Origin of the sequence: uncultured Methanobrevibacter sp. (genome assembly GCF_905235195.1) — an archaeon.
Classification (GTDB): domain Archaea; phylum Methanobacteriota; class Methanobacteria; order Methanobacteriales; family Methanobacteriaceae; genus Methanarmilla.
Genome location: NZ_CAJOKH010000023.1, coordinates 39,057 through 54,330 on the forward strand (window position 1 = coordinate 39,057; position 15,274 = coordinate 54,330).

Annotated in this window: 14 protein-coding genes; 10 read left to right on the plus strand and 4 right to left on the minus strand. The window is 29.1% G+C overall.

Annotation, left to right across the window (positions count from 1 at the left end):
• Nucleotides 1–2: 2 nt before the first annotated feature.
• The gene (mobB, locus tag QZ146_RS03595) at nt 3–710 is read right to left on the minus strand and encodes a molybdopterin-guanine dinucleotide biosynthesis protein B (RefSeq protein WP_295722287.1); all 708 of its coding nucleotides are present in this window, start codon (nt 708–710) and stop codon (nt 3–5) included.
• Nucleotides 711–1,452: 742 nt separating this feature from the next.
• Here mobB and QZ146_RS03600 point away from each other — a divergent pair.
• The 8 genes from QZ146_RS03600 to QZ146_RS03635 all read left to right on the plus strand — a co-directional run bounded on the left by QZ146_RS03600 (nt 1,453) and on the right by QZ146_RS03635 (nt 8,592).
• Nucleotides 1,453–1,920 carry a DUF362 domain-containing protein gene (locus QZ146_RS03600; RefSeq protein ID WP_295722288.1) on the plus strand — a complete coding sequence of 156 codons (468 nt, stop codon included), beginning with the start codon at nt 1,453–1,455 and terminating at the stop codon, nt 1,918–1,920.
• Complete coding sequence (gene fwdF, locus QZ146_RS03605; RefSeq protein WP_295722289.1) at nt 1,917–3,020, plus strand: tungsten-dependent formylmethanofuran dehydrogenase subunit FwdF; 1,104 nt, start codon at nt 1,917–1,919, stop codon at nt 3,018–3,020. Before QZ146_RS03600 ends, fwdF begins: the two co-directional genes overlap by 4 nt.
• Before the next feature lie 9 nt (nt 3,021–3,029).
• Nucleotides 3,030–3,260: a 4Fe-4S binding protein gene (locus QZ146_RS03610; RefSeq protein WP_016357762.1), complete on the plus strand. Its 231-nt coding sequence runs from the start codon at nt 3,030–3,032 to the stop codon at nt 3,258–3,260.
• Between the two features lie 9 nt (nt 3,261–3,269).
• A complete protein-coding gene (locus QZ146_RS03615) occupies nt 3,270–3,830 on the plus strand; it encodes a molybdopterin dinucleotide binding domain-containing protein (protein ID WP_295722290.1) in 561 nt (186 codons plus the stop codon).
• Nucleotides 3,827–5,203, plus strand: a complete 1,377-nt coding sequence (locus QZ146_RS03620; protein ID WP_295722291.1) for a formylmethanofuran dehydrogenase subunit B — start codon at nt 3,827–3,829, stop codon at nt 5,201–5,203. The genes QZ146_RS03615 and QZ146_RS03620 overlap by 4 nt, the downstream gene beginning before the upstream one ends.
• A 14-nt stretch (nt 5,204–5,217) precedes the next feature.
• A complete protein-coding gene (locus QZ146_RS03625; protein WP_295722292.1) occupies nt 5,218–6,942 on the plus strand; it encodes a formylmethanofuran dehydrogenase subunit A in 1,725 nt (574 codons plus the stop codon).
• A gap of 9 nt (nt 6,943–6,951) precedes the next feature.
• Complete coding sequence (locus QZ146_RS03630) at nt 6,952–7,818, plus strand: formylmethanofuran dehydrogenase subunit C (protein WP_295722293.1); 867 nt, start codon at nt 6,952–6,954, stop codon at nt 7,816–7,818.
• 483 nt (nt 7,819–8,301) lie between these two features.
• Nucleotides 8,302–8,592, plus strand: a complete 291-nt coding sequence (locus QZ146_RS03635; protein WP_295722294.1) for a DUF2097 domain-containing protein — start codon at nt 8,302–8,304, stop codon at nt 8,590–8,592.
• 281 nt (nt 8,593–8,873) lie between these two features.
• Here the strand turns inward: QZ146_RS03635 and QZ146_RS03640 are convergent, their stop codons facing one another.
• Together QZ146_RS03640 and QZ146_RS03645 are read right to left on the minus strand one after the other, a co-directional pair.
• Nucleotides 8,874–11,327, minus strand: coding sequence for a copper-translocating P-type ATPase (locus QZ146_RS03640; RefSeq protein ID WP_295722295.1), 2,454 nt, complete (start codon nt 11,325–11,327; stop codon nt 8,874–8,876).
• A 106-nt stretch (nt 11,328–11,433) separates the two neighbouring features.
• Complete coding sequence (locus tag QZ146_RS03645) at nt 11,434–11,646, minus strand: heavy-metal-associated domain-containing protein (RefSeq protein WP_295722296.1); 213 nt, start codon at nt 11,644–11,646, stop codon at nt 11,434–11,436.
• Nucleotides 11,647–11,840: 194 nt separating this feature from the next.
• Between QZ146_RS03645 and QZ146_RS03650 the strand changes: the two genes are divergently transcribed.
• Nucleotides 11,841–12,647, plus strand: coding sequence for a sulfite exporter TauE/SafE family protein (locus QZ146_RS03650; RefSeq protein WP_295722297.1), 807 nt, complete (start codon nt 11,841–11,843; stop codon nt 12,645–12,647).
• A gap of 59 nt (nt 12,648–12,706) precedes the next feature.
• On the opposite strand, the gene QZ146_RS03655 is transcribed toward QZ146_RS03650, so the two are convergent.
• Nucleotides 12,707–13,849: a metallophosphoesterase gene (locus QZ146_RS03655; protein ID WP_295722298.1), complete on the minus strand. Its 1,143-nt coding sequence runs from the start codon at nt 13,847–13,849 to the stop codon at nt 12,707–12,709.
• Nucleotides 13,850–14,095: 246 nt separating this feature from the next.
• Here QZ146_RS03655 and QZ146_RS03660 point away from each other — a divergent pair, with 246 nt between their 5' ends.
• Nucleotides 14,096–15,082 carry a phosphatase PAP2 family protein gene (locus QZ146_RS03660; RefSeq protein WP_295722299.1) on the plus strand — a complete coding sequence of 329 codons (987 nt, stop codon included), beginning with the start codon at nt 14,096–14,098 and terminating at the stop codon, nt 15,080–15,082.
• Nucleotides 15,083–15,274: the final 192 nt, after the last annotated feature.

Sequence of the window (15,274 nt, forward strand, 5' to 3'; positions counted from 1 at the left end):
ACTTACTTCTCCTTTTTATTAATTGATATTTGTATATTGTTAAAATCAGATGCCCCATATTCTTTAACTTTAATAGATTTTAACATTCCCATAATAGTATTTTTTATAAAAGCTTCTACAAATTCATTTAAGCCAATAACATTTCCATCTACAGATAAACTTACTTCTGCCTGTTTATTATTATCATAAGTCAGTTCATCATTAATTATTGCTTTAGCAATTGAATTGGGATCTTTGTAACCGCAATCTTTAGTATATAATGTAGGTAGTAGATCATATGCATATTTTTCTGCCTTATCAACTAAAAGATTTAAATCATCATCACTTAAATTTTTAGCATCCACTACCTCAATTGTGTATTCATCATCTAAATCTGGAGATGTTGAAAATTTTGGATAATTATAATTTTTAAATCCTTCAATTACTACAAAATCAGGTTCATCAATTAGTTTAATTAAAAAAAGTAATCTTTCTAAAGAAAAGCTTTCATTAATATTAAAATAAGTCCTGTTTCCAATACCTACTGTAAATCGAGACCCTGCCATAGTATGTTTATAAGTATCTGTCCCTTCATGGTCCATTTCCATTTTATGATGAGAATGTTTTATACTGGCAACCTTATAATCCCTATTAGTTAATTCTTTAATAATACGGGAAGATAAGGAAGTTTTACCACTGTCTTTTTTACCTGCAACAGATATAATTCTCATATAACCACCATAAAAAATTACAATAATTAATTTTTAAGAAGTTTAAATTTTATTTATATTCTTATTATAATTTATTTATGTATATGTTAATATAATGATTTAAATTTTTAAATTAAAATTTTAAAATTATTATAAATAATGGTTATTAGAATATTAGAAAAATGAAAAATTAGATAAAATGTTTATAATTAGTATTTTAAAATAATATAAACATTATTAGATTATAATTTAATTTACTGGCCATGATTTACCCTCAATAGAAATTTTAAAAACTACTTTAATTAAATAAAAAAGTTCAATACAAAAAAAATTATGGATAAAATTAAAAAAATATAGGTGCATTTCAAGTGTAAATTAAAAAATTTTGAATATCTGTAAAATATCAAAAAAATGTGTAGTAATAACACATATATGATTAGTATTACTTATAACAGGAGAAACCATAGAAAAAAATAGATATTTTTAGGCGTAACTAAAAAATTTTTTACCAAATTTGAAAAAATAACATTTACTTAAAAATAGTTATAAAAGAATTATATATAGTAAAAATCTGTTCTGATAAAAATTATAATATAAAATATTAAGATATTATATAAAAATTAATCATTAGTAAAATAAATAATAATAAGAAAAATTAAAAAATTAAAAATGTGTAGATACTACACATCATATATAAAGCTTTTTAAAAGTTTCCAGTGAGCATATTTATATATATACAAGAATATATGTGTAATCAATACACATGGTGGATAATATGCCGAAACATATTTCATCTGGACTTAAATATCTTGCTGCAGTCGAGTTAAAAAGTAGAGGTTTATCTCATAAAGAAATTGCAGATGAATTAGATTTGGACCGTTCAACTGTATCCCACTATCTTAATGGCAGAAATCTTTCTTGGGGTTCAGTTGATGTTGCAAATACTATTGTAAACATGTGTCCAAAAGACTTTTTATCAATGGTGCAAGTATTATTTAATGATTTGGATAAAATACAAACAATTGTCTCCATATTAAAATCAGAACAATATAAGACAATTGTTAGTAAATCATGTATCGGATGTGGATTATGTGTAGATTTATGTGTAATGAAAGCTATTAAATTAGACTCATTAAAAGCCAAAATAGAACCTGATTTATGTTGCGGATGTCTTGTTTGCGAAGAAGAATGTCCAACTAGATCAATTAGAATTTTGGAGGTTAACAAATGATCAAAAATGAGAAAGAAATTAAAGGTAATGACTTTAATATAACAAGATCAGCAGAAGAATTACGTAAACTTTCTTTCAACGATCATGTTTGTATTGGTTGTGGAATTTGTGAATCCACTTGTCCTGTTGAAGCTATAAGTTTAGATGCTATAGCAAACATTGAACGTAAATATACAGGAACATACTTTAGTGGACATGAAAAAATTACACAAAACAATGTTTTGGAAACTAACAAAGCAGGAAAAAATACTAAAGTCACAATTGACGAAGAAAAATGTGTTCTTTGTGGAATGTGTAGTGGATTATGTCCTGCAAGTGCATTAACCTTAACCATTGATGATGAACCAATTAAAAACATTGATGCGTACCCAAGTTACCTTGCTTATGCTGAGTGTGATGATGACGAATGTATTTACTGTGGTAAATGTGAAATCGCATGTCCTAGAGATGCAATTACAGTAAAAAGGAATTTACCAGAAAGAGCAAAATTAGTTACTGGTGAAATTGACCCTGATAAAGACACTTGTATTTATTGTGGTGTTTGTGAAGAAATGTGTCCAGCAGATGCAATCGATGTAACTAAAACAATTGGTGAAGAAGACATTGTTATTGATACAGATAAATGTGTTTACTGTTTAGTATGTAAAAAAGCATGTCCTGTTGAAGCAATCACTGCTGTATGTAGATTATGTCCATATGGTGAATACGATTTAGATGAAGCAGATACAGAACTTACTGGAACCACCATTATCGACCAAGACACTTGTATTAGCTGTGGTTGGTGTGAAGGTGTATGTCCTACCGATGCTATGACAGTTAAAAAACCATTTGAAGGAACTCTTGTTACCGACCCAGAGAAATGTGGAACCTGTGGAGCATGTGTAGACTTATGTCCATGTAATGCTTTATCATTCCCGAAAACTAATGGACCTGGTGTAAGATCTGTCCAAATCGTATCAAATGATGATTATTGTATAAAATGTGGAGCATGTGCAAGAATCTGTCCTAATGATGCTATCGAAGTAAGTAGAACTTGTGTAAACCACACTCCTACAAGTTCAGAATCTTGGACAGACGCATTAGAAGCTTTAAAAAATTAGGTGATATAAATGGAACTTAAAGTAAATCAAGATAATTGTTTAGGATGTGGTGTCTGTGTTGTAGCATGTCCTATTAATGCTTCTATTAGTCCAGAAGTTGCTGGAGGACATGGTTCAAAAACAGAAGAAACTATTATGATGGTAGAAAATGGATTTATTAAATTATTTTCACCTGAAAAATGTGATGAATGCGGAACATGCCAAATGTTTTGTCCTGTAGACGCAATATGGTTAGAATAGGTGATATTTATGCATTATGCTAATACTTATTTAGATAAACCAGTAGTTGGAGATTTAGAAGAAGCTACTACTGAAGGAACTGAAAAAGTACTCCATTGTATGTTAAACACAGGATCTGATATTTATCAAGGAGCTTGTAAGAAAAGAGGTTCAACCTTAAAAGAAGAATATAAAAATGTTTCTGGAACCTGTTACATGGACCCTAGAGATATGGCAGCTTTAGGTGTTAAAAACTGGGACACAGTTCTTGTCAAAACTGACTATGGTGAAGTTGTTGTAAATGCAGCAAAATCCAGAGATGCACCTCACAAAGGAACTGTCTTTATTTGTAAAGGACCATGGGCTAATACTGTTGTTAGTCATGAAACTTACTGTTGTTCAGATCCAACATATAAAGGAGTTAAATGTACCGTTGAAAAAACTGACAGAAAAGTTTTATTAATGGCAGATTTAATGAGATGGGTTTACAAAAAATATGTTGATGAAACTGATGATGATGTTATTGAAAACATGGAATCATTAGGAGAATTACCTGTTTATAAAGGCCGTAAATGGGAGGAATTAAAATGAGTTACGAACCACCAATTACTGATTATGATGAAATTGTTGAAAATTGTACATGTGCATTTTGTGGATGTAACTGTGATGATTTAGATTACTTAGTTAAAAATGGTCATGTTGTAGCTGTAAGACATGCATGCAGATTAGGTGCAAGTAAAATTATGGAAGATATGGACCAAAGATTAATTGTACCTATGGTAAGAGGAGAAAACGGAGAACTTGAAGAAGTTGACTGGGATACTGCCCTTGATACTGCTGCTGAATATATTGCAAATTCCATAAGACCTGTATTCTATGGTTGGTCTGAAACTTCAACAGAATGTATGAAAGAAGGTATTGAATTAGGTGAATATATTGGTGCTGTATTAGATAACCAAGCTACTATTTGTCACGGACCAAGTTTACAAGCTGTACAAAACGCAGGATATCCTATCCAAACTTTAGGAGAAGTTAAAAACAGAGCAGATATGATTGTTTACTCTGGTAGTAATGCAATGAACTCTCACCCAAGACATATGGGAAGATACTCTGTATTCCCTCGTGGATACTTCAGGCAAAGAGGAAGATTTGATAGGACTGTAGTTACTATGGATCCTAAATTTTCAGATACTGCAAAAATGTCTGATAAATGGATTGGATTTGAACAAAATGGTGATTACGGTTTCTACAATGCTATTAGAGCTGTATTAAAAGGTAAAAAACTTACCCAAAATGTAGTTTCAGGAATTCCTGCTGAAGATATTTATGAATTAGTAGAAGAAATGAAAAATGCTGAATTCGGTGTTCTCTTCTTCGGTTTAGGTTTAACTCACACTTTATCCAAACAAAGAAACATTGATATTGCTATTAAAATGGTTATGGATTTAAACAGATTCAGTAAATGGGGACTTACTCCTATGAGAGGTCACTTTAACGTTAACGGTTTCAACATCTTTATGGCATATGAAACTGGATTTGCATTTGGTGTAGATTTCGCTAGAGGATATACCAGATATATGTTAGGTGAAACCAACACAATCGATTTGCTTGTAAGAAAAGAACCTGATTGTTTCTTAGTTATTGCTGCAGATCCTGGTGCTCACTTCCCTAACGGAGCAAACCAACATTTAGCTGATATCCCTGTTATTCAAATTGATATTCACTGGGGACCATCTACTGAACTTGCTGATGTTGTATTACCAGGTTCATTTATTGGTGTAGAATGTGCTGGTACCAGTTATCGTATGGATGGAGTACCTATCTACATGAAAAAAGCAATTGATAAACCTGAAACCTGTCGTGATGATGAATGGATTGTACGTGAACTTAAAGAAAGAGTTATGAAACTTAGAGAAGAACCTAACGTAGCTCCTAAATACGTACCTAACCCGGCAGCAGAATAAATATAGGTGATTTTATGGAATATATACTTAAAAATGGTATTGTTTATGATCCTGCTAATGAAGTAAATGGTGAAAAAAAGGATGTATACTTCAAAGATGGTAAAATCGTTGAAGATGTTTCTGCTGATGCTAAAGTGCTTGACGTAACTGATAAAATAGTTATGCCAGCGGGTGTAGACACTCACGCTCACGTTGCAGGACCAAAATTAGTTTTAGGAAGATTATACAGACCAGAAGATTCAAGAAGAGGAGTAACTCAAAAAACCAAAAATGAAAGAGGAGAATCTGGATTTTCCATACCAAGTTGTCCTACAACTGGATACAGATACTCAAGAATGGGATACGGAACTGTTTGTGAAGCAGCTATGCCTCCATTAGAAGCAAAACACACTCACGAAGAGATTTGTATTATACCTAACATTGATATAAACCCATTAACATTATTTGGTAACAACTGGTTCATTTTAGAAATGGCTAGAGAAAATAAAATTGATGAAATGGCAGCATTTATATCTGCATGGTTAAAAATTACCAAAGGATACGGTGTAAAAATTGTTAACCCTTGTGGTAGTGAAGCATGGGGATGGGGTATGAACGTACACGGATATGATGATAAACCACCATACTTTGACGTTACCTCAAGAGAAGTTGTAAGAGCTCTTGCAAAAGCAAATGAGAAATTAGGACTTCCACACTCTATACATATCCACCCTAATGATTTAGGACACCCAGGAAACACTAATACTACAATTGAAACACTTGATTCACTTAAAGATATTGTTAAAAGTAATAGTAAAGCAGCATCTGTAAGGGATCAAATTGTTCACTGTACCCATATGCAATTCCACTCCTACACTGGAACTAACTGGAGAGATGCAGGTTCTGGTGCAGAGGAAGTTGCTAAATTCTTAAACCACAACAAACATGTTACTGGAGATATTGGTCAAGTAACCTTAGATGAAACTACTACCATGACTGCAGATGCACCAATGGAATACGACTTATACCAATTATCTGGTTTAAAATGGGTTAATGCAGATATTGAATGTGAAACTGCTGCAGGTATTATACCTTGTATCTACTCACCAAAAACCCCTGTTAGTACATTACAATGGGCTATTGGCCTTGAATTATTCTTACTTACTAAAAACCCATGGCAAATTAACTTAACTACTGACCATCCTAATGCTGGACCATTTACTAGATACCCAAGAATTATCTCTTGGTTAATGAGTGCTCCAAAAAGGATGTCTATGATTGAAAATGAAGAAGTACACAATTGGGCAGAAAAAAGAACTAGTCTTGCTACCCTTGACAGAGAATACGACTTCTATGATATTGCTACTATTACCAGAGCATCCAATGCTAAAGTACACGGTTTCACTGATAGAGGTAACTTATCTGTCGGATCTAACGCAGATATTGCAGTATACGACTTAGAACCTAATAACTTTGATCCATCTAAAGATCCTGAAGCTGTTGAAAAAGCATTTAGCCGTGCTAAATACACAATCAAAGATGGTCAAATTATGGTTCAAGATGGTGAAATTGTTAGTACTAAACCTTCCCAAGTTCTTTGGACTAATGTTAAAGGTATGGAAGATGAAGAAAAAGCAGTACTTGACCAAGTTATGCCATTCTTTACTCAATATTACTCAGTCAAATGGGAAAACTACAAAGTACACGACCACTTCTTATCTAACCCAATTAGGGTAGACATAGAGATGGAAGGTAAATAAGGTGATAGTATGAAAACCATTACTTTTGATGTTATAAAAAGAAACCAAATCGCTTTAGAAATGGACGAAGTTATTCCTGATAACATTTACTCCTGGGAAGCTGAAGACTTTGATAAATATGCTGTTCCTGTAGGAAACTCAAGATTCCCAATTACAGATTTCTTTGACATTACAGTAGAAGGAACTGCTGACTCTCCTGCTGAAGTTAAAATGATCTTTAATGGGGACTGTGGAAGAGTAAAATACATTGGAAACAAAATGAGTGCTGGAGAAATCATCGTTAACGGTGATGCAGATTTACACGTTGGTGCTGAAATGTCTGGTGGAGCAATTACTGTACACGGTAACTGTGAAGCACATGCAGGACGTGAAATGACTGGAGGTACTCTCGAAATTTTCGGTAACACCAAAGAATTTACTGGTGCTTCTTACATTGGTGAATGGAGAGGTATGAGAGGCGGAAAAATTACCGTCCATGGAAACGCAGGAAAACAATGTGGTGAATGTTTAGTTGGTGGACATATCCATGTTAAAGGTGACTGTGATATTCTTGCAGGTATCCACATGAGAAAAGGTCTTATTGAAATTGATGGAAATGTAAACCGTTGGCCGGGTGGACAAATGAAAAACGGTAACATTATCATCCGTGGAAGACTTGGAAGATTACTTGAAGGTTTCGTAGAAGAAGGAATCGTTACTAACCCTGTTGTAAATGGTATAGAATTTGAAGGTACATTTATTCAATATAAAGGAGATATTGCACTTAAAGGTAAAGGCCATTTATACATCGATGCAGAGAAAAACAGAGATAAATTATCTGCATGGGAAGATGAAGATGATGAATACATCTCCCTTGGTGACAACAGATTAAGGTAAGTAATCTAAAAAAATCAAAACAAACACAGGGAGTAGGTTATTACCTACTCCTTTTTTTATAAACTATTTTTTAAAATATTTAACTTGAAAAAAAGCTCTCTTTTTTAATAAACTAATTATTTAAAATAATTAACTTAAAAAAATTCTATCTGTTTTAATAAACTAATTGTTTAAAATAATTAACTTAAAAAAATTCTATCTGTTTTAATAAACTAATTGTTTAAAATATTTAAGTTAAAAAAAGTATTCTATTTTTTAAAAACTAATTAAATATGATATAATAATCATAACAGGAAGCTTTATCATATTTACCGATAAATAGCTTATAGTAAGATTAAATAAACAAATATATTTTGGAAATTTAAATAAAATCTAGTAATAAACAATCAAATCTAAAATTAAAATAATAAGTTTTTTTAATTATAATAAATTAATAATAATATAATTAGGATAATATTTTTTTATTTTACTTGAGGTGAAAATATGGCTAAAGAAATAAAAATGAACCCTGAGGATGCAATTGACTATGTTCGTAAAAATGTAGAAGTTGGAGATACTTTAGAAATCTCATATAATCGTATATACTCTCCAGGAGAAGTACTTGGAATTACAGAAGAAGATCCTGAAACTGGAGAGGGATTAACTATTAGTTTACAATTAAATGGTGAAATGTTAACTGATGTTGTTGATATTGATTTAAAAAATATCACAGATGAAATAATTGAGATGCGTCATATACATGATGATGAGGAAATTGTAATTGAATTTTATTAAATATAATATAATTCAATAACCTCTTATTTTTTTATATATATTGCCCTTTAAAATCATTTTAATTAACTGTAATTTCAATTAAATTATAATAAAATTTACTCTTATTTTTATAAAATTTCTTAAAATAAAAATTATAATAAAATTTACCCTATTTTTTTTAAAATTCTTAAAATAAAAATTATAATAGTCAAAAATAATGACTAGTTTAGAAGAAAATTTTGATTATATATAAAAATTTAAAAAAAAAGAAAAGAAATAAAATAAAATAAAAAAAAGAATAATTAATTATTATTTTCTCTTTTTATAGGTGGAACATAAGATTTTAATAAAAGTGAAAGTGTAATTACTGTAACAGAGCTTAATGCCATGGCAAGAGCAGATAATTCAGGTCTAAAAAGAATTCCAAAGAAAGGATAATAAACTCCTGCAGCAAGAGGTATTAAAATAATATTATATGCAAATGCCCAAAAAATATTTTCTTTAATTCTTTTCATTACTTTTTTAGATATCTGTAGAGCAGCTACAACATTTAAAAGATTACCTTCCATAAGAACTATATCACCACTTTCCATAGCAATATCAGTACCTTCACCTAAAGCAATACCAATATCAGCAGCTGTAATAGCTGGTGCATCATTAATACCATCACCAGTAAATAATACCTTAATATTTTGATTATCTTGAAGTTGAACAATCTTTTCAAGCTTTTCATGAGGAAGTATTTCACTAACAACATGACCTATACCAACTTCCTCTGCTACAAGATTTGCAATTTTAGAATTATCACCAGTTAACATATATGTGGAAATATCCATTTCATGAAGTTTTTTAATTGCATATTTAGAATTATCCTTAATCTTATCAGTTAAGGTTAAAATTCCAGATAACTGACCATTAATAGCTAAAAATATTAGTGTTTTAGATTTTATCTGATTATTAATTTCATTTATATGCTCACTCGTAATAATAATATTATTGTCTTCAAGTAGAGTTTGATTACCAACTATTATATCAACTGAATTTATTTTTCCTTTAAGGCCTTTACCAGTTATATTTTCAAATTCATCAACCTTTAATATATGAGAATTCTTTTTCTTTGAAAATTGTACTATTGCCTTTGCTAATGGATGATTTGAATTTTTCTCCATACTTACAACATAGGATAAAATCTCTCCCTCATCTAAATCACATAATGATATGATTTCTACAAGTTCAGGTTTTCCTTGAGTAATTGTACCTGTCTTATCAAATACAGCCACTTTTACTTTTTCTGCTTTTTCTAATATTTCGCCATTTTTAATCAATATGCCATATTCAGCAGCTCTACCTATCCCAACAGTAACAGCTGTAGGAGTTGCAAGACCTAAAGCACAAGGACAAGCTACAACCAATACTGATATCATAGAGCTAAGTGCAAAAAGTAAAGTTGAACCAAATACAAAATACCATAATCCAAATACAACTATAGCAAGTGTAATGATTATAGGAATAAATACACTAACAACTTTATCTGCAAAAGCTTGGACCGGTGGTTTAGAGGATTGAGCCTTTTCAACAAGTCGGATAATTTGAGATAAGAGTGTTTGTTTACCGATTTTTTCTGCTTCAATTTTAATTATACCTTCCTGATTAATTGTACCTGCATAGACCTTAGAATCTTTAACTTTAAATTTAGGCATTGGTTCTCCATTTATCATTGATTCATCAATATAGCTTTCACCTGTTAAAACCTTACCATCAACAGGTACCTTATCCCCTTCTTTTACAAGTAAAATATCTCCAATGGAAATCTTTTCTATTAATATTTCTTTTTCACTTATAATATTACCTTCATCATCTAATTCAACTTTAATCGCAGTTTTAGGTTGTAGTCCAATTAAAGATTTAATTGAGGATGATGTTTGTCTTTTAGCCCTTGCCTCCAAATATCTGCCAATCATTAAAAAGGAAGGTAACATTACAGCCGTATCATATAACATAAAACTTGAATCTAAGATTATAGAAAAGGTTCCAAGAATACTTGATATATATGCTACAAGTACTCCCATAGTATACATTACATCCATATTAAGATTTTTATGATATAGGCCAGTTAAACCAGCTTTAACAATAGGATAAGATACATAAATAAATGGAATTATTGATATTATTAATGATAATTGACCTAATGTTAAATATTGAAGGTGTATATGTGCATACATTAAATACATTAATACTGCAGAAGATAATAGGCCCAAAATAATTCTATTTCTTTTATCTTTTAAATCCTGTTGATACAATTTTTCTTCATCAAATTCATTTAGTTCTCCTTCAAGACCTAAATATTCAAATCCTCCATCTTCAATAGCTTTTACCATTTCATCTATAGATATCTGATTATTATCATATACAACAGTAACAATACCAGAACTTAAATCTGCATGAACATTAAATACTCCTTTTAAACGATCCATAGATTTTTCCACTAATATTACACAAGAAGCGCAATGCATACCCTGAGTTTTAAGTTTCACTTCATCTTTTAAAATAACAAAACCTAAATCTCCAACAATTTTGTCAATATCATCTATTGTTACCTGACGAGGATTTACTACCACATGTGCCTTATTAGAGTTTAAATCCACACTTACCTCATTTACACCTTCTAATCTACTAAGTGATTTATCAAGTGAAATTGCACATGAAGCACAATGCATACCCTCAATTGGCAAATCCATGGTTTTTAATTTGGTCATTAATATCTACTCTAATATAATAAATATGAAATCTATAATATAGGAATAAAATAATTAATAATGTATTTTATATTTATTTAAAATTTTAAAACAAAATAATTAATTATTATTCTAGTGAAAATCCTGCTTCTTCAACAGCATCTTGAATATCTTCATCACTAACTTTACCCCTATCATAATCAATAATTACATTTTTATCTTCTAAACTAGCTTTTGCATTATCAACCCCATCCAATTCAGTTAATGATAATTCAATTGCTTTAACACAATTAGGACAATGCATACCTACAATTTTTACTTCTTTTTTCTCATTTACCATTATTTAACCTCTATTAAATCGAATAGTGAATTATATAATAATTAAGTTTATTAATATTAAAAGATATTAATTTTTCCATATTTAAAAAAACTGAAAGAAACTATTCAAATAAAAAAATTCATTATTTTATATTTCAAAAAATAAATAAACTTAGACAAAGATAATATTATTAATTAGTATTTAAGGATTATATCATGTTTACAATAGAATATTTTATTGGCATAATTTTAATTGGAATTGTTATTGGTCTTCTATCAGGCATGTTAGGAGTAGGTGGAGGGATTTTAATGGTGCCATTTCAATATTTCCTTTTTTCTTATATTGGAATACCTCCACAATATGGATTATTAACTTCTTTAGGAACAAGTTTGGCCATTATAATTCCAACAGCCATTAGTGGAGCTTATGAGCATTCCCGTAAATTAGATGGCATAATTCCATTAGGAATTAAATTTGGGATTTTCGGCATTATTGGAGGATTTATTGGAGGCATTATTGCTTATTCAATACCTTATTGGATTTTACAGTTTATTTTTGCTTTAGTATTATTATTAGTCATGATAAAAACCATAGTATCATTTAAAGAAGAAGAAAATAAAGGAATTTTTACCATTAATCAGATTTCAATATGTTTAACAGGACTTTTTGTAGGTATATCCTCAGGATTACTTGGAATTGGAGGAGGACTTTTTTTAATTGGAATATTAACAGCAGTTTTCGGATTTACAACTATTAAAGCTATAGGAATTTCATCAGTGTTTATTACATTAACAGCCATTGGAGGAACAATAGCATATATTATTTTAGGATGGGGAAATAATCCTATTCCATATACAATTGGTTTTGTAAGTATAATTAATTTTATTGTAATATGTGCATTTTCAGTACCTTTTGCTAAGCTTGGTGCAAAATATGCTCATATAATACCTGAAAAATACTTAAAAATATTATTACTTATAGGAATTATTTATATTGAAATTAAAATCTTAGGATTTATATAATTCAATCAAAAAAAAGTAAAAATGTAAATTTATTTTAAATAATGTGAAATTAATAAAATTTAATTTATATTAACTAAAACATATTCACATTTTCCTTCATTTCTTATTGGCCATCCCCAACCAGCTAAACCTGAAGAAACAATCTGAACCATACTATGATGCATGTATAGACCATAAGTGTAAATATTAGTTAATTCCTGAAAGAATTTAAATGGAAATACTTGTCCTGCATGAGTATGGCCAGAAAGTTGTAAATCTATTCCATTTCCTAAATCAACATCTTTATCTATAGGTTGATGATCTAAAACAACGATATATTTAGAATAATCGCTTTCATCAAGCATATCACTTACATTGGCTCTTTTAAAATCATGATTCCATCCTAAATCGTCTCTACCTACTAAAACTATGTTATCATCAATTATTGCTTTTTTATCCTTTAAAATTTTTATACCACTACTAGTGATTGCCTGATTCAGCTCTTTATCTGTGAAGGTTCTGTTTTCATTTTCATAATCTGTGACATATGGTTGCCTGTCATGATTTCCATAAACATAATATACACCATATGTAGAATTAATTGAACCAAATTCCTTAAAGACTTCCTTCATACTATCTTTAGATGTTCCCTCATCAACAATATCTCCCCCTAAAACAACAATATCCGGTTTTAATTCATTTATTTTAGAAATACTTTCCTTTACTAATTCAGGGTTTTGAATAGTATCATAATGAACATCACTGATAAACAAAATAGAATATGATTCATTACCAATTTTATCTGTGGTTAAATTATATTCCGTCATATCTATATGGTTCATTCCATAAAAACCATGTATTAAAATTATTGCAAAAAATACCAATGCTAAAATTCCTTTTTTATGTAAACCTGGAATGGTTTTTAAAAAGTTATCTTTAAATAAATATTTCCAAATTAATCTGATAATATCTGCTAGAAGAGAAGCTAAAAATAAATAGAAAGTAAATACTGCAACATTTGACCAGATATTTAACATATTAACAAAAGCTAAAATAGCAATAATACTACTTATAATAATTTTTTTATTTTTAGATAATTTAAAATCATTTATTGAAAAATAAACTCTAAATAATGCATATAATCCAATAATAATTCCAAATATTATTCCAACCATCAAATATTCTGTTAAATATCCTAATGTATAAAAATGTATAGGATCCATAAACTAATATAATCTATTTTAATATTTATATTCAATGTTTTGAATTTTTTTAAAAAAAAATCAATAATTTTCTATTATTTGCATATTAACTTATACTCAAAGTGAAAAAATTAACACAATAATATTAAATTTTAAGATTATTAATAATATGAGTAATAAATATAATTAATATAAAAATTAAATATTATGTTAAACATTTTAAAAACATTATTGTATTAAAAATATTAATATAAATAAAAAAAATAGGTGATAAAAATTTTATTACTAGATATTTTAATATTTCTAGAGTTTATACGTGAAGCTACTGGAGGAATATTTAATAAATTTTTCCTCGATGCATCTTTTATAGCAAATCTGCCAGAGGCAGTATTTATTATAGCTATAATTTATTGGTGCTTTGATAAAAAACTTGGAGAATTTTTACTAGTATCAATGGCATTTACTCGTAATCTTTCGTCGATGATTAAAAATACTGTAGCTATATACAGACCTTGGATACTTAATCCTAATATACATCCTTTAGAAGAAGCAATGGAAGAAGCTACGGGATATTCTTTCCCAAGTGGACATACAGGAACTGCTACAATATTATTTGGAGGAATACTAGTTAAAAAGGAAAAAATTGTAACAAGTTTAAAAATCCTTGCAATAACTGCTATTATAATTGTAGGATTTAGCCGACTTTATGTAGGAGTACATACAATATGGGATGTAGTTTTTGGATTTTTATTTAGTCTAATAGTTTTAATCATTATGAAAAAAGTCTTTGATAAATATGAAGACAGACCTAATTTTGATTTAATAATATTAGCAGTCGGAATAATATTTTCCATAATTTTAATTCTATATAGTACCTTTAAAGGATATCCAATGGATTATGATAGTTCAGGGAAATTAATAGTAGAACCAAGTAAAATGATGCTTGATGCTTATAAAAATGTAGGTTTTAGTGTTGGAACACTTCTTTCATGGGTTATAGAAAGAAGATATATTAAATTTTCAACTGATGTAGGTCTTGATTCTAAATTTGCTAGAATCATAGGAGGATTTATAGGATTTCAACTTTTAATGTGTGTAATTGCACCAGCTATGAAACCTCATATGCCTCAAATACTTAGTAGGTTTATGACAAACTTTTTATTAAGTATATACATTATTTTAATAGTTCCAATATGTATTAAAATAGCTGAAAAAATAAGAGAAAAAAGGGAAAATAAAGAAATTGTAGCTTAGTTATTTTAGTATTTTAAATACTTAAAATAACTTATTCTTTTTTTAAATAATTATTATTCTAAATTAAACTCTTTTTAATGAAAAATAGAAAAGTTTTAGGGGTCTGAAATCTTCTGAATAAAATTCGGGCTGAAATCTCTTATTTTTTATATTTATCATATTCATTTATAATTGTTTGTAAAAATACAATTC